This is a genomic window from Streptomyces sp. NPDC021020, assembly GCF_044333285.1.
GTDB lineage: Bacteria > Actinomycetota > Actinomycetes > Streptomycetales > Streptomycetaceae > Actinacidiphila.
The window spans coordinates 751,685-770,870 of the sequence record NZ_JBIRQQ010000003.1 but is presented as its reverse complement, the minus strand read 5'-3'; the positions used below and the strand labels follow the sequence as shown (position 1 = coordinate 770,870).

Annotated in this window: 9 protein-coding genes and 1 pseudogene; 3 read left to right on the top strand and 7 right to left on the bottom strand. The window is 70.5% G+C overall.

Features of this window, described 5'->3' with window-relative positions:
- The first annotated feature begins 548 nt into the window (after positions 1 to 548).
- Positions 549 to 1,235 (top strand): DedA family protein, encoded by a 687-nt coding sequence (locus tag ACH4SL_RS11715; RefSeq protein WP_398443909.1) that lies wholly within the window; start codon positions 549 to 551, stop codon positions 1,233 to 1,235.
- Between the two features lie 218 nt (positions 1,236 to 1,453).
- The gene (locus tag ACH4SL_RS11710; RefSeq protein ID WP_398443906.1) at positions 1,454 to 2,872 is read left to right on the top strand and encodes a family 2B encapsulin nanocompartment shell protein; all 1,419 of its coding nucleotides are present in this window, start codon (positions 1,454 to 1,456) and stop codon (positions 2,870 to 2,872) included.
- Between the two features lie 96 nt (positions 2,873 to 2,968).
- Here the strand turns inward: ACH4SL_RS11710 and ACH4SL_RS11705 are convergent, their stop codons facing one another.
- The 4 genes from ACH4SL_RS11705 to ACH4SL_RS11690 all read right to left on the bottom strand — a co-directional run bounded on the left by ACH4SL_RS11705 (position 2,969) and on the right by ACH4SL_RS11690 (position 6,534).
- Positions 2,969 to 3,721: a DUF4239 domain-containing protein gene (locus ACH4SL_RS11705; RefSeq protein ID WP_398443904.1), complete on the bottom strand. Its 753-nt coding sequence runs from the start codon at positions 3,719 to 3,721 to the stop codon at positions 2,969 to 2,971.
- 19 nt (positions 3,722 to 3,740) lie between these two features.
- Positions 3,741 to 4,013 carry a hypothetical protein gene (locus ACH4SL_RS11700; protein WP_398443902.1) on the bottom strand — a complete coding sequence of 91 codons (273 nt, stop codon included), beginning with the start codon at positions 4,011 to 4,013 and terminating at the stop codon, positions 3,741 to 3,743.
- A 797-nt stretch (positions 4,014 to 4,810) separates the two neighbouring features.
- Entirely contained in the window at positions 4,811 to 6,115 is a 1,305-nt protein-coding gene (locus tag ACH4SL_RS11695; RefSeq protein WP_398443900.1) for an RNA polymerase sigma factor, read from the bottom strand.
- Positions 6,115 to 6,534, bottom strand: coding sequence for a YciI family protein (locus ACH4SL_RS11690; RefSeq protein WP_398443898.1), 420 nt, complete (start codon positions 6,532 to 6,534; stop codon positions 6,115 to 6,117). Before ACH4SL_RS11690 ends, ACH4SL_RS11695 begins: the two co-directional genes overlap by 1 nt.
- A gap of 203 nt (positions 6,535 to 6,737) precedes the next feature.
- Here ACH4SL_RS11690 and ACH4SL_RS11685 point away from each other — a divergent pair.
- Positions 6,738 to 6,860: pseudogene (locus ACH4SL_RS11685) on the top strand (IS3 family transposase); the annotation flags it as partial.
- Between the two features lie 43 nt (positions 6,861 to 6,903).
- Here ACH4SL_RS11685 and ACH4SL_RS11680 read toward each other — a convergent pair.
- The 3 genes from ACH4SL_RS11680 to ACH4SL_RS11670 form a co-directional block, all read right to left on the bottom strand.
- Entirely contained in the window at positions 6,904 to 7,665 is a 762-nt protein-coding gene (locus ACH4SL_RS11680) for a hypothetical protein (protein ID WP_398443896.1), read from the bottom strand.
- Positions 7,666 to 7,703: 38 nt separating this feature from the next.
- Positions 7,704 to 14,681 (bottom strand): polymorphic toxin-type HINT domain-containing protein, encoded by a 6,978-nt coding sequence (locus ACH4SL_RS11675; protein WP_398443894.1) that lies wholly within the window; start codon positions 14,679 to 14,681, stop codon positions 7,704 to 7,706.
- A 154-nt stretch (positions 14,682 to 14,835) separates the two neighbouring features.
- On the bottom strand, positions 14,836 to 19,176 hold the full coding sequence (locus ACH4SL_RS11670; protein ID WP_398443892.1) for a LamG-like jellyroll fold domain-containing protein: 4,341 nt from the start codon (positions 19,174 to 19,176) through the stop codon (positions 14,836 to 14,838).
- Between the last annotated feature and the right edge of the window lie 10 nt (positions 19,177 to 19,186).

Sequence of the window (19,186 nt, the reverse complement as noted above, 5' to 3'; positions counted from 1 at the left end):
CTTCGGCACGGCAGCGTCAGGACACTGCGGCCGAAGGTCTCGCTGGCGGTGCCACGTCGCGTCATCCGCGCCGTTTCACCGCTCCGGGCGCCGGCCCGGTCCATTGCCGCGCCTTTCGGCGCCGCACGAACCCGGCAGTATGTCGACGGTCCGGCGAAGAGCTACTCCCCTTCTGCTGCCCACCAGTGTACGGGACCCCGGACCTGGGCATATCCCGGGCACGGGCATGGTACTGCGGCCGCACGCGCCGTAACGATGCGGTATCGGCGGCACTTCGGGTGGAGCGGGAACGTTGCTTCAGGAGGTATTCCTGTCGTGACAAGGTCGTGATTGTCTCGTACGTCACTCACCCTGACCGGTACCGCGGAGCCATGCTGGCGTACGCTGTACGGCTGACGGCGGATGAAGATCCGCCGGCGTTGACGCAAGACCGGCATCGGCCGTTCACAAGCCTCTGAGCTGCGTGGACGGGCAGGATCGAATCGTCATTGCAGGACCTGACAGGACCCGGAAGCGACGTGTAGGACCGGCAAGGACGAGGAGGCGCGGTGCTGCAAGGCCTGGGCTCTCTTTTCGAGTGGCCGTGGATCTACCTGCTCGTGGCCCTTTCCGTGCTGCTCGACGTCTTCGTCCCGGTGCTGCCCAGCGGTGTGCTGGTGGTCAGCGCGGCGACCGCCGGATCGTCCGGCTCCAGCGACGACATACTCGACGTGGTGGCGCTGCTGGCCTGCGCCGCCATCGCGTCCTGCCTCGGCGATCTGCTGGCCTACCGGCTCGCCTTCCGCGGCGGGGAGTGGTTCGCCCGCCGGATGGCCTCCTCCCGGCGGCTGACGGCCGCGCACGACCGGCTCGGCCAGGTTCTGGCGAGCGGCGGCGGCGCCCTGGTCGTCCTCGCCCGCTTCGCACCCGCGGGCCGCAGCGTGGTGAGCCTCGGCGCCGGTACGGCCCGCCGCCGGCCGCGCGAGTTCCTGCCGTGGTCCGCCCTCGCCGGGGTCTGCTGGGCGACCTACAGCGTGGGCCTGGGCTGGGTCGGCGGCGAGTGGCTGGGCGCGAGCTGGCTCGGCACCCTGATGTCCTTCATCGCGCTGCTGGGCGCCGGTGTCTTCGCCGCGTACGTCTTCCGGCGCGAGCGGCGCACGGCGATGGCCGCCGCGAGCTACGCGGCCGTACCGCTGGCGATCCCGCCGCAGAGCGCCGCGGGCCCGGACCGCGCCTCGGTCGTCGAGGCCCTGTAGCCCCTGCCGCGCGCCTGTCGTTCGCGCCCCCTCCCCACCTTTCACCACCCCTCACCACCACCCGCGCACGGCTGCCTCCCGGGGCAGCCGTGCAGGCGTTTTCCGTTGCTCTCCCCCACCTGCCGCCAAAGTATTCTCACTCGATACGGCAATAGTCAGCACGCAGCGTCACCGAAAGAATGCTCCCGTATCACCCCCATACGGGAAGGACAGGCACCATGTCGGTTGATGCGGGCCAGGACACCGCACTCGGCAACTCCCCGGATGACGCGCGGACGAGCCTTGACACGGCCGCCGCGCGGAATCTGGCCACGACCACGAAGTCCGCGCCCCAGATGCAGGGGATCTCGTCCAGGTGGCTGCTGAAGGCGCTCCCCTGGGTGAACGTCAACGCGGGTACGTACCGCGTGAACCGGCGGCTGAGCTACGCCGTCGGGGACGGGCGCGTGACCTTCGTCAAGACCGGGTCGCAGGTCCGGGTCATTCCGCAGGAGCTGGGCGAGATCGCCGCCTTGCGGACCTTCACCGACGAGGAGGTGCTGACGGCCCTCGCGGAGCGCTTCGGCCAGCGCGAGTTCGCGCCGGGCGACGTGCTGGCCGCGGCGGGCGAGCCCGCCGACACGGTCTATCTGATCGCCCACGGCAAGGTCGACAAGCTCGGCGAGGGCTCCTACGGCGAGGAGAACCGTCTCGGCAGCGTCGCCGACGGCGGGTACTTCGGCGAGCAGGCGCTGCTGTCGGCCGACGCGACCTGGGATTTCACCGCCCGCGCCGTGACCACCACGACCGTCCTCGCGCTGACCCGGCAGGATCTGGAGCAGCTCCTCGCCCAGGCCGAGCCGCTGCGCACGCATCTGGACGCCGTCCGCGCCGTCCCGCAGCAGCGCACCAACCGCAAGGGCGAGGCCGACATCGCGTTCGCCTCCGGCCACCGCGGCGAGCCCCGGCTGCCGGCGACCTTCGTCGACTACGAGCTGAAGCCGCGCGAGTACGAGCTGAACGTCGCGCAGACCGTGCTGCGGGTGCACAGCCGGGTCGCCGACCTCTACAACGAGCCGATGAACCAGACCGAGGAGCAGCTGAAGCTGACGGTCGAGGCGCTGCGCGAGCGCCAGGAGCACGAGCTCATCAACAACCCGGAGTTCGGCCTGCTCCACAACGCGGAGTACGACCAGCGCATCCAGCCGCACGCCGGGCCGCCGCTGCCCGACGACCTGGACGAGCTGATCAGCCGCCGCCGCGGCACGCGCTTCCTCTTCGCCCACCCGCGCACGATCGCCGCCATCGCCCGCGAGTGGACGCGGGCGGGCATCTACCCCACCCCGGTCGAGCTGCACGGCCACTCCGTGCCCGCGTGGCGCGGCATCCCCATTCTGAGCTGCAACAAGATCCCGGTCACCGAGGCCCGTACGAGCTCGATCATCGCCATCCGTACGGGCGAGGACAACCAGGGCGTCGTCGGCCTCAACCAGACCGGCCTGCCCGACGAGTATTCGCCGGGGCTCAACGTCCGCTTCATGGGCATCGACGAGAAGGCGGTCATCAGCTACCTCGTCAGCACGTACTTCTCGGCGGCGGTCCTGGTGCCGGACGCGCTGGGCGTGCTGGAGAACGTGAACGTGTCCAACTGGGGCTGACGTCCCAGGCTCGACCCCGGGCTGGACGCCCGAAGGGGGAGGCCCCGCCGCCGGTCCGGGCGGCGGGGCCTCCCCCTTGGCCGTGCTCCCCCGCGGTCAGCCGAGGATGTCCCGGAGCGCGTCCGCCGAGACGGCGAGCCCGCTGCCGAAGGGCGAGTCCAGGTCCCAGATCAGGAAGAGCAGGAAGGCGATGAGCGCGCTGAAGAGCCCGGCGAGCAGCAGCTCGCGCGCCGACCGCCGGATCTGCAGGGTGAAGATCAGCCCGACCGTCACCAGGGCCCCGGTGATCAGCCCGAACCACACCACCGGCGGCATCGTCGAACCCGCGCTCTGCCCGCGGGCGGTGCGTGCCGCGTCCGCCGCCGCGACCTCGTCCACGAGCGGCTGGTAGGCCTGCGCCTCCAGGTCGGTCTTCGGGTCGTACTGCGTGATGTCGGTGCGCACCTGGTCCAGCAACTGCGTACCGCGCGGCGCCAGATCGCCGTGGTGCCGCATGTACGGCCACTCCTTCTCGGCGGCGAAGGACGCGTAGGCGTCCACGTCGGCCCGCACCTTGTCGCGGATCGCGGGCGGGTAGACCTGCACCCGCTCCTTGACCTCGTGCAGCGCCTGCGCCTCGGCCTGGACGGTGGTCTGCGCCCCGCCCTGGCCCTCCCACACCCCGGCGATCGCCAGGCCCAGCACGATCGCGTAGATCACGCCGATCATCATGACCATGTACTCGATGACGTCCGGCGTCTCGTTCGGGTCGTCGTCCTCGCCGATCCTGCGCTGCCGCAGCACGACGACCACGATCACCACCGCGCAGACCGCGACCATCGCGATCAGCAGGGCCACCCATTGCGTCATATGAACTCCCCCTGGTGTCCTACCGGTTGTTCCTGCGATACGCGCCCGATCCGGGCTTGAGCACGGCCGCGGCCAGCAGCCCCGGCACCGTCGTGACCAGCAGCACGGTCGTGAGCTTGCGGCGGTGCTGCACGGGCGCCGCGGCGGGCACGGGCGGCCGGTCGGGCCAGTGCACGGCGGGCGGCGCGGGTTTCGGCGCCGGCGTGGGCGCGGGCGGTGCCGGCTTCGGCGGCGCGGGCTTGGGCTTCGGTGTCTGCTTCGGGGCGGGCGGGGGCTCGGGTATGGCTCTCACCACCGGTTTCGGCGCGGGTTTCGGTTTCGGCTTCGGTTTCGGTTTCGGTACGGGAGTGGGCTTGGGTTTCGGCGCCGCTGTCGTCGGCGGCGGAGGTGGCGGTGTCGTCGGAGGCGGGGGCGTCGGAGGCGGGGGCGGGGGCGTCGGCCGGTGGCAGTGCAGTGGCGGGGGCCACTTCCACTCCCGGTGCCAGTGCCCGCACCAGAAGAAGGGCCGCGGCAGCCTCGGCGGTTTCGGAAGGTGCGGCGGACGCGGCGCGTGCACCGAATGCGTCGGCCGGGGCTCCGGCGTGTGGTGCGAGGCCGGGACCGCGGCGTCCGGCACCCGCACGCGGACGTGCACCTGCCCGCCGGAGACCCGTACGGAGACATGTGCGGGGACGTGCGTCGGGGCGTGCGTGGGGACGTGCGCCGGGTCGTCCGGCGTATCAGGTGCGGGGATCCGCACGGAGACGGCGCCCGGTGCGCGCGCGGGAGCGCGTACGGGCGAGGACGAGGACGAGGACCGGTCGGCGGGATCGGGCGCGCGAACGGACCCGGGCGGGCGGGGGCGCCCCGGTGCGGCGTCCGCCGCACCGCTGACCCCCCACGCCCCGGTGGCAGCCGTCACCACGGCGACCACCGTCCAGGCCCGCAGGCGCCTCCCTCTGGGAGTGCTCACGCGTTCATGGTCAGCACCGCGCAACCCGCCGCACAGGGACATCGGCGGCATTCCCCGTAAGGGGTACCGATGCCGCCAAACATACGATCACCCGCTCGAATCCCCCGCCGGGCGCCGTGGGCCCCGGGCGGCGGGGGTCATTCGAGCGCGGCCGCCTTGCGCGTCAGCACGGACCGCTCGCGGGCGTTGCCGCACAGCCGCGCGGCGAATTCCAGCTCTTCCCGGGCCTCGGCGGTGCGGCCGAGCCGGGCGAGCAGCTCGCCGCGCACGCTCGGCAGCAGGTGCGAGCCCGACAGGCGGCCGGAGGCGGCCAGTTCGTCCACCATGCGCAGCGCGGGCTCCGGCCCGCTCGCCATGGCCACCGCCACGGCCCGGTTGAGCTGGACCACGGGCGAGGGGGCCACCCGGTCGAGCGCCTCGTAGAGCAGGACGATCCGCTCCCAGTCCGTCTCCCGCACCGAGGCCGCCGTCGCGTGGCAGCCGGCGACGGCGGCCTGGAGGCCGTACGGCCCGAGGCCCCGCCCGGCGGCGGTGGCCCGGCCGAGGGCGGCCAGGCCGCGGCGGATCGCCGAGCGGTCCCACCGGCGCCGGTCCTGGTCCTCCAGGAGCACCGGCTCCCCGTCGGGCCCGGTGCGCGCCGGGAAGCGCGCGGCGGTCAGCTCGAACAGCGCGAGCAGCCCGTGCGCCTCCGGCTCGGCGGGCAGCAGCGCGGTCAGCGTCCGGGCCAGCCGGACGGCCTCGTACGCGAGGTCCCGGCGGATCAGCTCGTCGCCGGCCGTCGCCGTCGAGCCCTCCGTGAAGATCACGTACAGGACGCTCAGGACGGCGCCCAGCCGCTCGCGGCGCTCCTCGGGCGGCGGCAGCGCGAAGGGGACGTGCGCGGCCGCGATCGTCTTCTTCGCGCGGGTGATCCGCGCCTGGACGGTCGCGGTGGGCACCAGGAACGCGCGGGCGACCTCCTGGCTGGACAGGCCGCCCACCACGCGCAGGGTGAGCGCCACCCGGGCCTCGGGCGAGAGGACCGGGTGGCAGGCGGTGAACATCAGCGCGAGGACGTCGTCGTCCACCCGGTCCGGATCCCACGGCAGTTCGTCCGGCTGCCCGGCGACGGCGTGCCCGCCCGCGCTGAACTCGCCTTCGGCCAGCGGTCCCGCGAGCAGCGCGTACCGCTCGTCGAGGGCCGACCTGCGGCGGAAGGCGTCGATGGCCCGCCGCCGCGCGGTCGCGAGCAGCCAGCCCACCGGGCTGTCCGGCACCCCGTCGCGCGCCCAGCTCACGAGCGCCTCCGCCAGCGCCTCCTGCGCGACGTCCTCGGCGAGCGCGAAGTCCCCGGTCCAGCGGGCGAGCGCGCCGACGATCCGCGCGGACTCGATCCGCCACACGGCCGAGGCGGCCCGCCGCGCCGCCTCGGCGCCCGGTGGGCCGCCACCGACCTCAGGCATCAGAGCTGGCCGGTCCGCTCACGCCAGGCACGCTCCCTGACGATCCACTCGTTGTCCTGCGGGAATTCGTCGATGCCCGGCACCCGGCGGATCTCGACCTTCGAACCGGCGGTCGCCGGAAGCCGCTTGGCCCACTCCACGGCCTCCTCCTTCGAGGCGACGTCGATCAGGTAGAAGCCGCCGAACAGCTCCTTCGTCTCCCCGTACGGCCCGTCGGTGACGACCGGCGTCTCCGCCCCGAAGTCCACGACCACCCCCTGCCCCGGGTCGTCCAGCCCCTCCGCGGCGACCAGCACCCCCGCCCGGATCAGCTCCTCGTTGAAGCGCCCCACCGTCTCCAGCATCTCGTCGAAGGGCGTCTCCATCATCTTCGCGACGGATTCGTCCGTACCGCGCATGATCAGCATGTACTTCGCCATCGTGGCTCTCCTCGCCCGGGGGGTCGTCTCTCGACCCTCTCTATCCCAGGTCGAACGGCGCACGCGCGGATCGACACGGCACCCGGACCCGCAGCAGATTTTTTCCGCAGGCGCGGTCCGCGCCGGCCGGTGTGGAGTGACCCCCACGATTCCGACACCTGGACGCTGGATGTTCGGTCACCCAGGGGAAGTGATCCAAGGTCTTCACCGCGCCGATGCCCGGCCCGAAGTCCGTCGGGGACATCACCTGCCTACCGACTGCCGAGGGCCGGCTGTACCTGGCAACTGTCATCGACCTGCGCACACGCGAAGTGGTGGGCTGGTCACCGGCCGATCAATGCCCCCGCGGAGAGCTTCTTCGCAAGTGCACTACCCAGGAATGATGTCAACATTATTCCGTGAAAGAATCTCAAGGAGCAGATCGAACTTGGAAATTGGCCCGTCGGAGATGTGCATCACCGCAGACAAGGAGGAACGCGCGACGGAAATGTCCCGCCAAACGAGGCGAACCGAAGCACCTTGGAGATAATCCTCGAGAGACTCTTCCAGTTCGGTAAAACTCTGCCCGATATACCCTCCTGGCCCACGGAAAGCCTCGCCAATCGCACAGAAGAAACTCGCAACATCCTTGATTTCATCACCTCCCATAACGATCTCTTGAGGGGGAACCGAATTCTCCCTTCCAGAAGGGGATTCGGCGTACCTGAGCCCGGCTACTTCCAGCCATGCTTCACGGGCTCCGACCTCAAGCGTGCACCATTCACCACGTCGCGGTTGGGAAACGCGGAACCTGTCCCACAATCTGCGGGCCTCGGCATGCGGGGACAACCCCGCTCGTGCCGTGACGACCAGATATTCCGGCGTATCTCCGACTGCCAGCTTGGCGCCCCACAGTGGGTAGCGCCCCATGGGCCGACCTTCTGCGTCGAGGACAAGGACCTCGATGTCACCCCTGAGCGTCTCGATCGGCGCGTCCAAGGTCGGCCATACAAGTCTGAACGTGACTCGGGAGTTCTCGGCTTCAAGCAACGCGCCGAAGTCGTCATCGCTGTAGCGCCCGACGAAAAACCCTTCCAGATCGCAAGCGAATACGAATGCGTCACTTTCCTCGAACCGGACAGAATACTTCACCAACAACGTCCCTCACCTTCCACCGGGAACACATCGAATCAGCAGGAAGGAACAACGGTGATCTTCTTGTACTTGACTATCGGGTCCGTGTAGCCATACTCCCCAAAGCGGTTCGGACCGACGATCCTGTACGTGTTGCCCTTCCCGGGAACCTCCCATTCGGGTGAGCCCTGGAAACCTGAATCCGCGTGAGGGCCCCACTTGGCCGCATGCCTCGCCGATTCGTTCCCTTGATAAAGCTTTTGAGTGGGATCCGTGAGGCTTTCCGTGCGCGGGGTCCCCTGCCCGGCCTTGATCCTGGCAATCTCGTCTGCAGCCCACCGAGGAACATCGTTGTCGTTGTGGACGAGTACCGGCGCAGCGCCCGCCATCACATAGTACGTGTGCAGATCGCTGACCGTGAGGTTGTACATGTCCTTTGCCGGACCAGGGAGGACATGTACCGCTACGACGCTGACGGTCAGGCCGGAGGCCGTGCCCAATTTCTGTCCGGAGCGGAGGTCCGCCGCCGGAAGCCATGCACTGTCGGTCTCGCTCCAGAAGAGATGCTCGGTGGTGGTGTGGAGGACGCTTCGGTGACCGTCGGAGGTTGTGACCGCGACGTCGACGAGGTTGTCATCATGATTGATCAGGGTTCCCGTGACCTTGTGACTGCCGGCTGACCTTCCCGTGGCCGGATCACCGGTGCTGACCTCGTCGCCGGTCCTGAGATCCTTGATCTCCTTTGTCTTCCCATCGGCCAGCAGGACCTCGGTGTCGGGCGAGAAGCTGTTGCAGGTGCCCGTTGCACGAAGGCCCGGGATTTTTGCACCGCCGTACGCGAGGGCCACGCTGACAGCCACGTTCAGAGCAATTCCCTCGGTGTCGCTGCAATCCTCGACACAGGAGGAGGCGAAGCTGGACGCGGCGGCCACGGCCATATAGCACCCGTTACCGTCGTCGTCCAGGCAGAGCAGCGAGCCGACGACGGATACCGTGAGTCCTACCGCCGGGCCCTTGAGGCTGTTCCAGATCTCACTCCACTTGAGGTCTCCGTGAACTGCGTCGTCGATGCGCAGCATCATCGCGTTGTACGCGAAACTGCCGGGCACGTTCCAGGTGTCCGGGCTTTCCCGGATGTACATCGCGATGTCCTGGCGCAGGACGTCGAGGCGCTTCGGCGGGATCTTGCTGAGGATCTTCTCCGCCGGGGTGGCCTGTCGCTTCACCGTGCTGGCCGCAGGGGCGTGTCCGCCACCGCCACCGCCACCGCCGTTGTTGATGGGATTCGTGTTGGCGCTGGAGGGAGCGCAGATGAACTTCTGGGTGCAGGGGTAGGTGGTCGGCCCGCCGGACGGGGTGGGGTATGCGCCGCTGGGGTCGTCGAGGGTGGCGGGGTTGTTGTTGCTGTAGGTGTAGCCGTTGAGCTGCTGCGGGTTGCCGGGGTCGAGGACGGGGTCGACGGAGATGAAGCGGCCGGTCGTGGGGTCGTAGTCGCGGGCTCCGAGGTGGGTGAGGCCGGTCGTGGGGTCCTCGGTGCCGCCGACGAAGCCCTTGTCGCCGGGCCAGGCCGGGGCCTCGGTGCCGCGGGAGGCGCCGAAGGGGGTGGTGCGGGTCTGCTGCATCGCCTGGGTGGTGGCGTCGATGGCGAGCTGGCCCGTGCCGTGGTGGTCGCTGATGACGAAGGAGAGCTTGTTGTCGTCGGTGCGGACGGCCAGGTTGCCGCTGCCGAGGTCGTAGTAGCGGGTGGCCTTCGGGGTGGTCGAGCCGAGGCCGAGGGTGATCTCGGTGGCGCCGAGGAAGAGCGTGGTGGTGGTCGGGGTGCGGGTGATCAGGCGGTTGCCGTCGGCGTCGTAGACGTAGGAGGTGGTCGTGGTGCCGCCGGCGCCGTCGTCGGTGCTCACCGTGGAGAGGTGGCCCTCGCTGTCCCAGGTGTAGGTCTGCTTGTTGCCGTCGGCCGGCAGGTGGGTCTGGGTGTTGCCGTCCGCGTCGTAGGTGTAGGTGTCCTGCGAGGTGCCGGTCGGGCCGGTCGTGTCGACCTGGCTGAGCGCGTGGGCGTGGGCGCTTCCGACCGTGGGGTAGGTGGAGGTGCGGACCGTGTCCTGTGCCGGGTCGCCGGTCAGGGAGTGGTCGGTCTCGGTGTGGCGGCCGCCGTCGAGGTTGTAGGTGAAGGACTGCCAGTACGGTGCGGGGCCGCCGAGGACCGAGGAGGACGGCGTGGTCGCGCAGCCGGCGGCGCCCTGCGCCCAGGCCTTGGTCAGGCGGGCCAGGTAGTCGTAGTCGAAGCACTGGGCGTCGGTGCCGTCGCGGCTGACGTCGGTGATCGAGGTGACGTCGCCTGCCTGGTCGTAGCCGTAGGTGGCGGACTTGTCGGTGCCGGGGACGTCCTGCCGGTCGACCCGGGAGTTGGACAGCCGCTGCGTGCCCCACTGGTAGGTGTTGGTGACCTGGGTCATCTTCTGCCCGGCCGCCTTGTAGGTGTACTGCAGCGGCCTGCCGTCGTTGCTGTAGACCGTGTCGGTGATGTACGTGGCCCCGCCGGACCCGGACAGCTCGACCGGGCGCAGCAGGTCGTCGTAGGTCGGGGTGAGCGCCTCGGCGGGCAGCGCTCCGGCGGCGGGGTAGCCGACGGACTGGGTCGTGCCGTCCGGGTTGTACTGCACGGTGCTCTGGTACGAGCCGGCCAGCGCGCCCTCGGTCGCCGGGATGGTGGTGGTCGTGCCGTGCGGGCGGTAGAGGTTGTCGTAGTTCTTGTACGCGACGGAGTACGCGGCGCCGCCGGCGTAGCGGGTCGCGGAGGCGAGCTGGCCCTTGGCGCCGACCGGGTCCCAGACGTGCTCGGTCAGCAGCGGCCCGGTCGTACCGCCGTCGCGGGTCTGGGTCTCGCGGCCCAGTCCGTCGTAGACGCGGGCGACGGTCGCGCCGAGCTGGTCGGTGGTGGTCAGCAACTGGCCGCGGTCGTCGTAGGAGGAGCGGGTGGTGCCCGTGTCGGGGTCGTCCGCGGTGACCTGGTTGCCGCGCTGGTCGTAGGTGTACGACCAGACGTTGCCCGCAGGGTCCGTCACCTTCGACAGCATGCCTGCCGGGTTGTACTCGTACCGCGTCCTGTCGAAAGCGCCGGTCGGCGTGGAGGCGTGGTATTGGTCGAGCTCGCTGGTGTTGCCGCGGGCGTCGGTGATCGTCGTGGTGGGGGTGCCGCCCTGCGGCGGGGTCACGGTGGTGCGGTCGCCGCCGTACGAGGTCGTCGTGGTGGACAGGACGGTGCCGCCGTCCGTACCGCCGGCCATCTGCTTGCTCTGGACGACGCGCCCGAGGCCGTCGTAGGTGTTGCGGGTCTGGGTCTCCACCGCGGAGACGTCGTCGACCGAGTACAGGGCGGTCGAGGGGGCCTTGGTCGCGTAGTAGGGGGCGTAGGTCTGCGCGGTGAGGCCGCGGGCGTCGTAGAAGGTGTCGGCCACGAGCATGCCGCCGTCGGGGCCGGGCGCCTGGGCCTGCCGTTCGCGCAGGAAGCCGTCGTAGAACACGTAGCCGGTCTTCGTGCCGGTGCCGGAGAGGGTGGTCGTGCCCACCGCGATCGGCTTGCCGTCGGTGAAGGTGTAGGAGAACGCGTAGCTCGGCGTCGGGTTGGCGTTCTTCGGCCGGTCGGCGAGCCAGATCTTGAGGTTGCGGCCGAGCGCGTCGTAGGCCGTGTCGGTCTGCTTGCCGTTGGCGTCCACCGCGGTCGTCGGCAGGCCGCGGACCGGGTCCAGCGTCGTGGTCGTGGTCTGCGCGGTGGCGCTGTTGCCCGCCGTGGCGGGCGGGGAGGTCACGGCCGTGGTCTTGGGGAAGCCGGTGGCCGGGCTGTAGACGGTGGTGGTGGTGCGGCCGTCCGCGCGGTCGGTGCGGGTGGGGGTTCCGGTCTCGGTGGCCGTGACGTTGCCGGTGATGTCCGTCGTGGAGACGACGCGCCCGTAGGTGTCGTAGGTGCTGCCGGACTCCAGGTACGTGACGGTGGTGCCGTTGTTGGTGCTCATCGTCGCGACGTGGGTGGGATTCCCGGTGGTCGGGGCGACCCCGTAGCCCTGCCCGTCGTACGCGGTGCGGACGTCGGAGACGACGTCCTCGGAGTAGTCGGGGGTGGCCGAGCAGCCCACCGAGAGCGTCTGGATGCGCGTGGGGGCGTCGAGGATCCAGGCGGTGGTGTTGTCGACGTAGGTGGTGCGGGTGCAGCGGTCGTCGGCGTGGGTGGAGATGTCGCCCTGGTCGTCGGTGGTGAGGATCCGTCCCGCGGTGTCCTCGAAGGTGTTCTGCACGTCGGTGGTCCGCCACGAGGATCCGGCGCCGTTGTCGAGCGAGGTCCAGGTGCGGGTCTCGGCGGTGCCGGTGAGATTCGCGGCGATAGTGCCCCAACTGCGGGTCACGGACGCGGTCTGGTGGTGCCAGGGGGTGTTGACGGTCTTGCCGAGGACCTTGCCGCCGGGGCCCGAATACTGCTCGGACTTGTACTCGAACCCGGACAGCGAGTCGTGGTCGGTGATCGTGCCGCCGTTGTCGTCGGAGACGCTCACGCTGCGGGTGCCGCTGGAGGTCTTGTCGGCGTCCATGCCGCGCAGGAAGTAGTGGTCCTCCTGGGAGAGCATGCCGACCGGGTCCTCGCCGCCGGTCTCCACCCGCACATGGGCGTAGCCGCGGAAGGTGGACCAGGTCTTGTACTTCTCCCTGGTGATGTTGTCGTCGGAGTCGTAGTGCCAGGCCGCGCCACCGAGGTAGTCGTAGGTGGTGACCATGTCCGGGGACGTCTTGGTGCGGTCGGTCTGGATGACCTGCTTGACGACGTACTTGTTGAACCACTGGAGCGTCGGGTCGGAGTCGCCCTGCTTGGTGAAGAACTGCGGGAAGCACAGCGTGGTGTTGGAGTCGACCGTGGGCAGGTGCGCGGCGTCGCAGGCGGCGGTGGAGTAGGTGACGTCGATCTGGCCGCCGGACTCGTCGTCGACCGTGGAGAGGCGTTCCTTGATGAAGGGGGCGGTGTTGTCACCGGGGATGTCCAGCCGGTTGGTCCGCTGGTCGTAGCCGAAGGTGACCTTCGGCAGGCTGATGTCCGGTGCGCCCTCGGGGGTGTCGGCCTTGCCGGTGTGCTGGATCGAGGCCAGTTCCAGCTGGTAGTCGATGTCGGCCATGCCCCACTGCTGGGTCAGGTCCCACTGGTCCACGGGTGTGTAGCTGCCGTCCGCCTTCAGCACCTGCGTGGTGACGGTGGTCAGCCGTTTGCGGGTGAAGAACGTCGGGGAGAAGGTGTGGCAGTCGCCGGTGGACTTGCAGTTCAGGTCCCACGGGGTGTCGTACCAGTACGACGGGGCGGTGTCGATCTTGGCCGCGTCGCAGGTGCCCGACGTGGTCTCCAGGCAGCGCTCGGCGCTGGTGAAGTTCACCTTCGCGAGGGCCTTGGAGGAGTACATGGCGTTGTACTTGACGCCGTACTCGATGTGGTCCAGGGAGCCGCCGCGGTCGTAGGAGGTGGGGCTGGAGGCGGTGTTGTCCCGGCCGTAGTAGTTGGTCTCCTTGTTGTAGAAGTAGGCGATGCCGTTGCCGTGCGCGTCGATGGCGTAGTCGAGGTTCCACCGCCAGCCCTGCTGGCACCAGGAGGCGGCGAAGGTGGTGGCGTTGCAGGGCTCACCGGAGTTGTTGCCGTAGACGGGCACGGTCCAGGTGGAGTTCGTGGTCGCGTTGCCGCTGGCCCAGCCGGTCAGCCGGTTGTAGCCGAAGTAGTAGCGGGTGCCGTCGGTGGTGGTCACGCGCCAGTACTCGTCGTTGTGGGCGCCGTTGGCGCGCACGTTGGTGCTGTCGCCGTAGAGCCGGTCGACCTTTGTCCCGTCGTCGCCCTTGATGCGGAAGGAGTTGGTGCCGGTCGCGACGAGCTGGCCGGAGTGGCCGTTGAAGGAGATGGACGCGTTGTCGCCGGCCCAGCACAGGTCGCCGACCTTGTTGCCCGAGGAGTCCTTGACGCCTTCGTCCGCGCAGGGCTTGTAGCTGCGCTCGATCGAGCCGGGCCACAGGTCGAAGCCGTCACCGGCCCACGACGCCTGGTTGTTGGTGCCGCTGGTGCGGCCGTCGACCCCGCCGGAGTTGTACGACAGGCCCACGGAGGGGGAGAAGCCGCTGGGGACGTCGGGGGCCGGCATGTCGTAGGACCACGAGAAGTCGCCGGTGTTCAGACCGACGTCGAACGTCGCCGAGGCGGAGAGCGAGGTGGCCTTGTAGTCGCCCTGGTCGCTGGAGGCGCCCGTGGTCGCCGCCAGGACCACCGCGCCGCTCGTGGCGGCCGCGTCACCGGCGGCAAGCCCCCGGGAGGCGGGGGCGAGTGCGGGAGCCACGGCCACCGCGTCCGCGCTGAGGGTGTGCGTCGCCGTGTCGTTGCCCGTAGGCAGTGGCGTCTGGCGGGTGCAGGACGGCTCGCCGGGGGTGGTCAGCGCGCAGGCGGGCAGCGTCACCAGGTGCAGCCGTGCCGCGTACGCGCCGCCGTACGCCTGGGCGTAGGCCGAGTCGTCGACGCGCACACCCACCGTGCTGCCCACGGCGCCGGGTTGGGGCGTGACGGAGAACAGCAGCCCGTCCACACCCGCGGCCTGCGCGGCGTCCTGGCCGAGCACCCGCACGGTGGCGGATCCCGTGAGCGCGGCGGCGCGGGCCGATGGCGCCGAGGCCGCCGGTTTCGCGGACGCGGCCGCCGCCGTCAGCGTCACCGGCAGCTTCCCGGCCCGTACGGCGACCGCCTTGCCCGAACCGGCGGGCAGCGCGACGGTCGCGCTGCCGGGCGCAGCCCACGCCCGTTCGGGCGACTGCGCGGGGTGGTGCGCCAGGCCGTCCGTCGCACGCGGCGCCGTCGTCGTGACGGAGTGGCCCGCCACCGGTCTGCCCGCCGACGGCTTGCCCGGCATGTCGTCGGCGTGGGCGAGCGGCAGGGCCGCGCCCTGGAGGACGCCGGCCACCAGCAGGCCGCTGACCAGCAGGCTGACCTTGCCCCGCGCCCCGCCCCAACTGCTGCGTGCTCGTGTCACGTTCGTTCCGCCCCCATCGATCCGCGCCTGCTGCACCGACGTGTGCCGCGGTCGCCCGCGGCCCCTCCCATTTGCACGTGCGCGTCACCTCGGTCGAGCTGATCCCGGCCCGGGGCGGCGCACGGTGACATGTGCGCCGCCCGGGTCGTGCCGGTCAGGGACCCGCGGTGGTGTCCAGGTCGATCCCGGAGGCGAGTTGGGCGATCTGGGTGTCGGAGGCGACCCCGGCGAAGGCCCATACGTCGTCGATCACCCCCGGCCAGAACTCGCCCCACGCCGTCGCGCTGGTCTTCCTGCGGCCCAACTGGAGGCCCTTGGTGGCGTCGAAGGGCAGCACGGAGGAATTCCACGAGACGGTCTCGGTGCAGGTCGGGTCGTCGGGTGTGCCGTCGTCGTCGCTGTCGGCGCACAGGTTCTCCTGGAGCACACCGTTGACGTACAGGCGCATCTGACCAGCCATCAGGTCGTAGACCACCGCGAGGTGGTCCCAGGAGCCGTTGGTCTGGAAGCTGGTGTCCGACGCGGTCGACTCGACCGGGTCGGCGACGTCCGCACCTGCCATCTGGAGCTGCCAACTGCCCAGGTGGGAAGGGTCGGTGGAGCTGGGCACGTACCGCACGGCGAAGCCGTTGGTGTTGGTCCCGGCCATGCTCATCACCGTCACCGGTTTCGTCGGCCGCGCCGGTGCGGCGACCCACGCGCTGACGGTGAAGCTGGTGTTGGTGTGGATCGGCGAGGCGGTGGTGGACGCGTAGCCGCCTGCGGTGCCGTCCAGGACCAGGGCACCGTTGCCGACCGCGCTGCTCGCGCCGGTGGCGTCGATCTGCGCGCCGCTGCCCAGCGTCAGCGGGTGCTGGTCGGCGGCGGTGGTCAGCGCGTCCGGCGAGACCAGCGGGCTGCCCGATGCCGCGTCCAGCTTCCAACGGCCTTCCACCTGGAGCTGGTTGTGGTACATCGACTCGGCCTCGGGCCCGGAAAGGGCCCGGTCGTAGAGCTGGACGTGGTCGATCTGGCCGGGGAAGAAGCTCGACGGGACACCGTCGTAGAGCCCGGCGCCGATCTGCGTCCCGCCGCCGCCGTAGAACGGGGCGGCGAATTTGGCGCTGCCGGCGAGGTGCCCGTTGACGTACAGCCGCATGTCGTCGGTGTTCGCGTCGTAGGAGCCCATGAGCTGCGTCCACACGCCCGCCGGCGACGTGGTGGTGTCGCCCTGGGCGGCGCGCACGATCGACGCGCTGTCGGCGTCGGCGGTGAAGGCGTCGAACGACCACCCGTACGTGGCCGAGTAGTACAGCTCGAAACCGGGCCGGTGGACGTTGGGTTGGCTGACGATGATGCCCGCGTGGTCGGGCTTGGACGACAGCTTCGCCCACGCCATGACCGAGAAGCTGTGCTGGTTGTTGACGTGCGAGGACCGGGTGGCGGCGTAGCCGGTCGTGCCGTCGAAGGTCAGCGCCGTGTCCTCGGCGCCCGCGGCGCCCGCGGTGACGCCGCCGTGGAAGACCGCCGGGTCGACGTCCGCCCGCCCGTGCACCTCCGTCGTCGGAGTGCCGTCGTCCTGCACGGCCGGTTCGTCCAGCGGGAAGACGGCGCGGGCCGGGCGGCCCGCCCCGATCGGCTCACCGGCCGCGAGGTGTGCCACGTCGGCGTCGGTGAGGGCCTTGTCGTAGATCCGGACGTCGTCGATCGTGCCGGGGAAGAAACTCGCGGGCGAACCGTCGTAGTTACCCGCACCGATCTGGAGTCCGCGCCGCGCGTCCCACGCGGTGGTGTACGGGGTCGTGCCGACCAGCTGCCCGTCGATGTACATCCGCAGGTTGTGGTCGACGCCGTTGTAGCTGCCCAGCAGGTGGTACCACTGGTTGGCCACCACCCCGCCGGCCGTCGACGGCATCGCGCGGACGGGTGTCGCCGAGGCGGTGTCGGCGGTGAACTGGTTGAACACCCACCGGTTGTAGTCGTACGAGTAGTACAGCTCGAAGCCCGGCGAGTGGTTGCCCGGCTGCGCCGCGACGATCGCCGCCGTCGTCGGCATCCGGTCGAGCTTGACCCACGCGCCCACCGAGAAGCTGCTGTTGGTGTGGACGGTGGGGATGTCGGACTCCAGGTAGGAGGTTGTTCCGTCGAGTTGGACCGCGGTGCCGGTCCTGCCGGGCGCCCCCAGTGCCGGGGTGCCCACCAGGCTCAGCGTGCGGTCCTCGGCCGTACCGGCGGCCTGCGTGGCACCGGCGGGGTCGTCCATCTGCCACTCCGCCTCAGCGGGTTGGCCCTCCTTCACGCGGAATTGGTACACCTCCGGCTCGCTGGGATTGCCGGCGCTGTCGAAGGCCTGCGCGGTCACGAAGTTCGTACCCGGATGGGTCGGCCGGAAGGTCGCCGACTTCGCGGCGCCGCCGGTCGTCGGCAGCGTACGGGAGCTGTCGCACACCGCGTCGCGGTTCAGGCCCCAGCAGTATTTGACGACGTCCGTGGACGACGACTTGAAGGTGAAGGTGCCGTCGCGGCCGACCCCGTCGTACGTCGGGTCGTTCGGGTCGGCGTCGTTGATCGCCGGGTAGTCACCGGAGGTGATCACCGGACCGTTCGGCACGCTCGTGTCGTACACCCAGTAGCAGTCGGTCGCCGAACCGGCGTACGACCACGGCGAGTAGCTGTAGTACGTGCCCTGGTCGTAGTCCACCACCCGTGCCGACCAGCCGATGGTCTTGTTCTTCGGGATCGTCACGCCGCCCGGGGCAGCGGTCAGGGTGATGGAGAACGTCGAACCGGACTTCTTGGGGCCGATCTTCGCCGACGTCCAGTGCGTCACGAAGCCCTTGCCGTCCCCGGCGTCCCAGCCGAGGTGGAACTGGACGGCCACCTCGTCCCCGTCCGGGTCCTTGACGTTGCTCGCCGTGAGCGAGGGCAGCTTGCCGATGTGCACCGGGCTCGACGGGCTGTGACACGTCCCGCCCGGACTCATCGTCAGCTGCGACATGGCCAGTTGCTTGGGCGGCGCGTTGTAGTGCACCCGCAGGTACGCGTCGTCGGAGAAGTGCTTCCAGCCCAGCCCGTCCGACTCGTCCGCCGCCCGCAGCCCGAAGGTCGTCGTGGCGTAGTTGTGCGCCGCCGCGTACTGCATCCCGGCCTTGGCGTTGAACTCGACGTCGGAGGCCGCGCAGCCGCTGTAGCCGTGCGCGACGGTCTTGGTGTCCAGCTTCTGGGTCCAGTGGTCCGCCGACGAGGTCCACGTCGTCTGCGGGGTGAAGCCCGTCGTCCGCCACAGCTCGATCGGCTTGGCGGTGCAGGACGCCGACCAGGTCTCGTGCCCGACGAACGTGGCGTCCAGGATCGTCTTCCCGGCGAACTTCGACGTCGGGAAGGAGTAGAAGAGCCGCTTGACGTCGTTGGGGGCGCAGTAGTCCCAGTCGCAGTCGCCCACGCCGGAGTCCGAGTTGCCGTTGAAGCGGTACTGCGGGCTGTTCGCCCAGTACTTCGACACCATCGTCCAATCCCCCGCCTTCGGCGTGTAGGTCAGGGGGTCGATGTACAGCGGGTACGCGGTGCTCGCACCGGTCAGCAGCGACCGGTCCGGCGTCAGCGTCAACTGCGAGGCTTCCGGGTCGACGGCGACGGCGATCGGCGCCGTGCGGGAGGACTCCGTCGGGCCCTCCGCCGCATCGGCGGGCTTCGCGGCCGGGCCGCTCGCGGCATCGCCGTCGGCCTGCGCCTTCGCCGTCCTCCCGGTGCCGGTCGCGGTGCCGGTCGCGGCACCGGAGTCCCACATGACCGGCGCGGCCGCGGCGAACACCGTGCCGCCGCCCGCGGTGTCGGTGGCCGCAAGGCCGCCGTCCGCCGTCTTCGCCAGGGTCAGCCCCTCGGTCCGCGTCCCGAACGTCAGCCGCTCCAGCGCCGGGTTCTTCGCCGCGGCGGCGGTGTTGACGACCAGCACCTCGTGGAAGCTGTCGGTGTCGGCGCGCATCTGCAGATCCACACCGGGCAGCACGTCCTTGTACGTCGCCGTGTCGCCGCTGAGCGTCGGGGCCGGAAGGGCGGCGGGCCATGTGTACGACAGGCTCCGCCCCGCCTGCTCCATCGTCACCAGCGGGGCGTTCCCGCCGCCGGAGAGCGTCAGGCCCACCGCGGCGACCGCCGGGCCGACCGTGCCGTCCGGCCGCCTGACCAGCGTGTTGTCGACCGGCTTCCACGTCCCGCCCACCCGGGCCCGGACCGGCCGCAGATGCTGGTCGGTCTCCAGACCGCCGCCGGGCGTCGCGTACGTCTCGCTCGACTCGTCCCGCAGCGACGTCACCTCGACCCGTTGGCCCGTCGACGCCGCCTGTGCGAGAGCCGCCGACTCGCTCGCCGCGGCCTGCGGCTGCGCCGCCCGGCCCGACGCCGGTGCCTTGCCGGGGGCCTGCGTGGGTGCGGCCGCGGCGCCGGTGGCCAGCGGCTGCACCATCCCCACCGCCAGGCCCGCCACGACGAACGCCGCCAGCGCCCCGCCCCTGCTCATGAATCCGCCT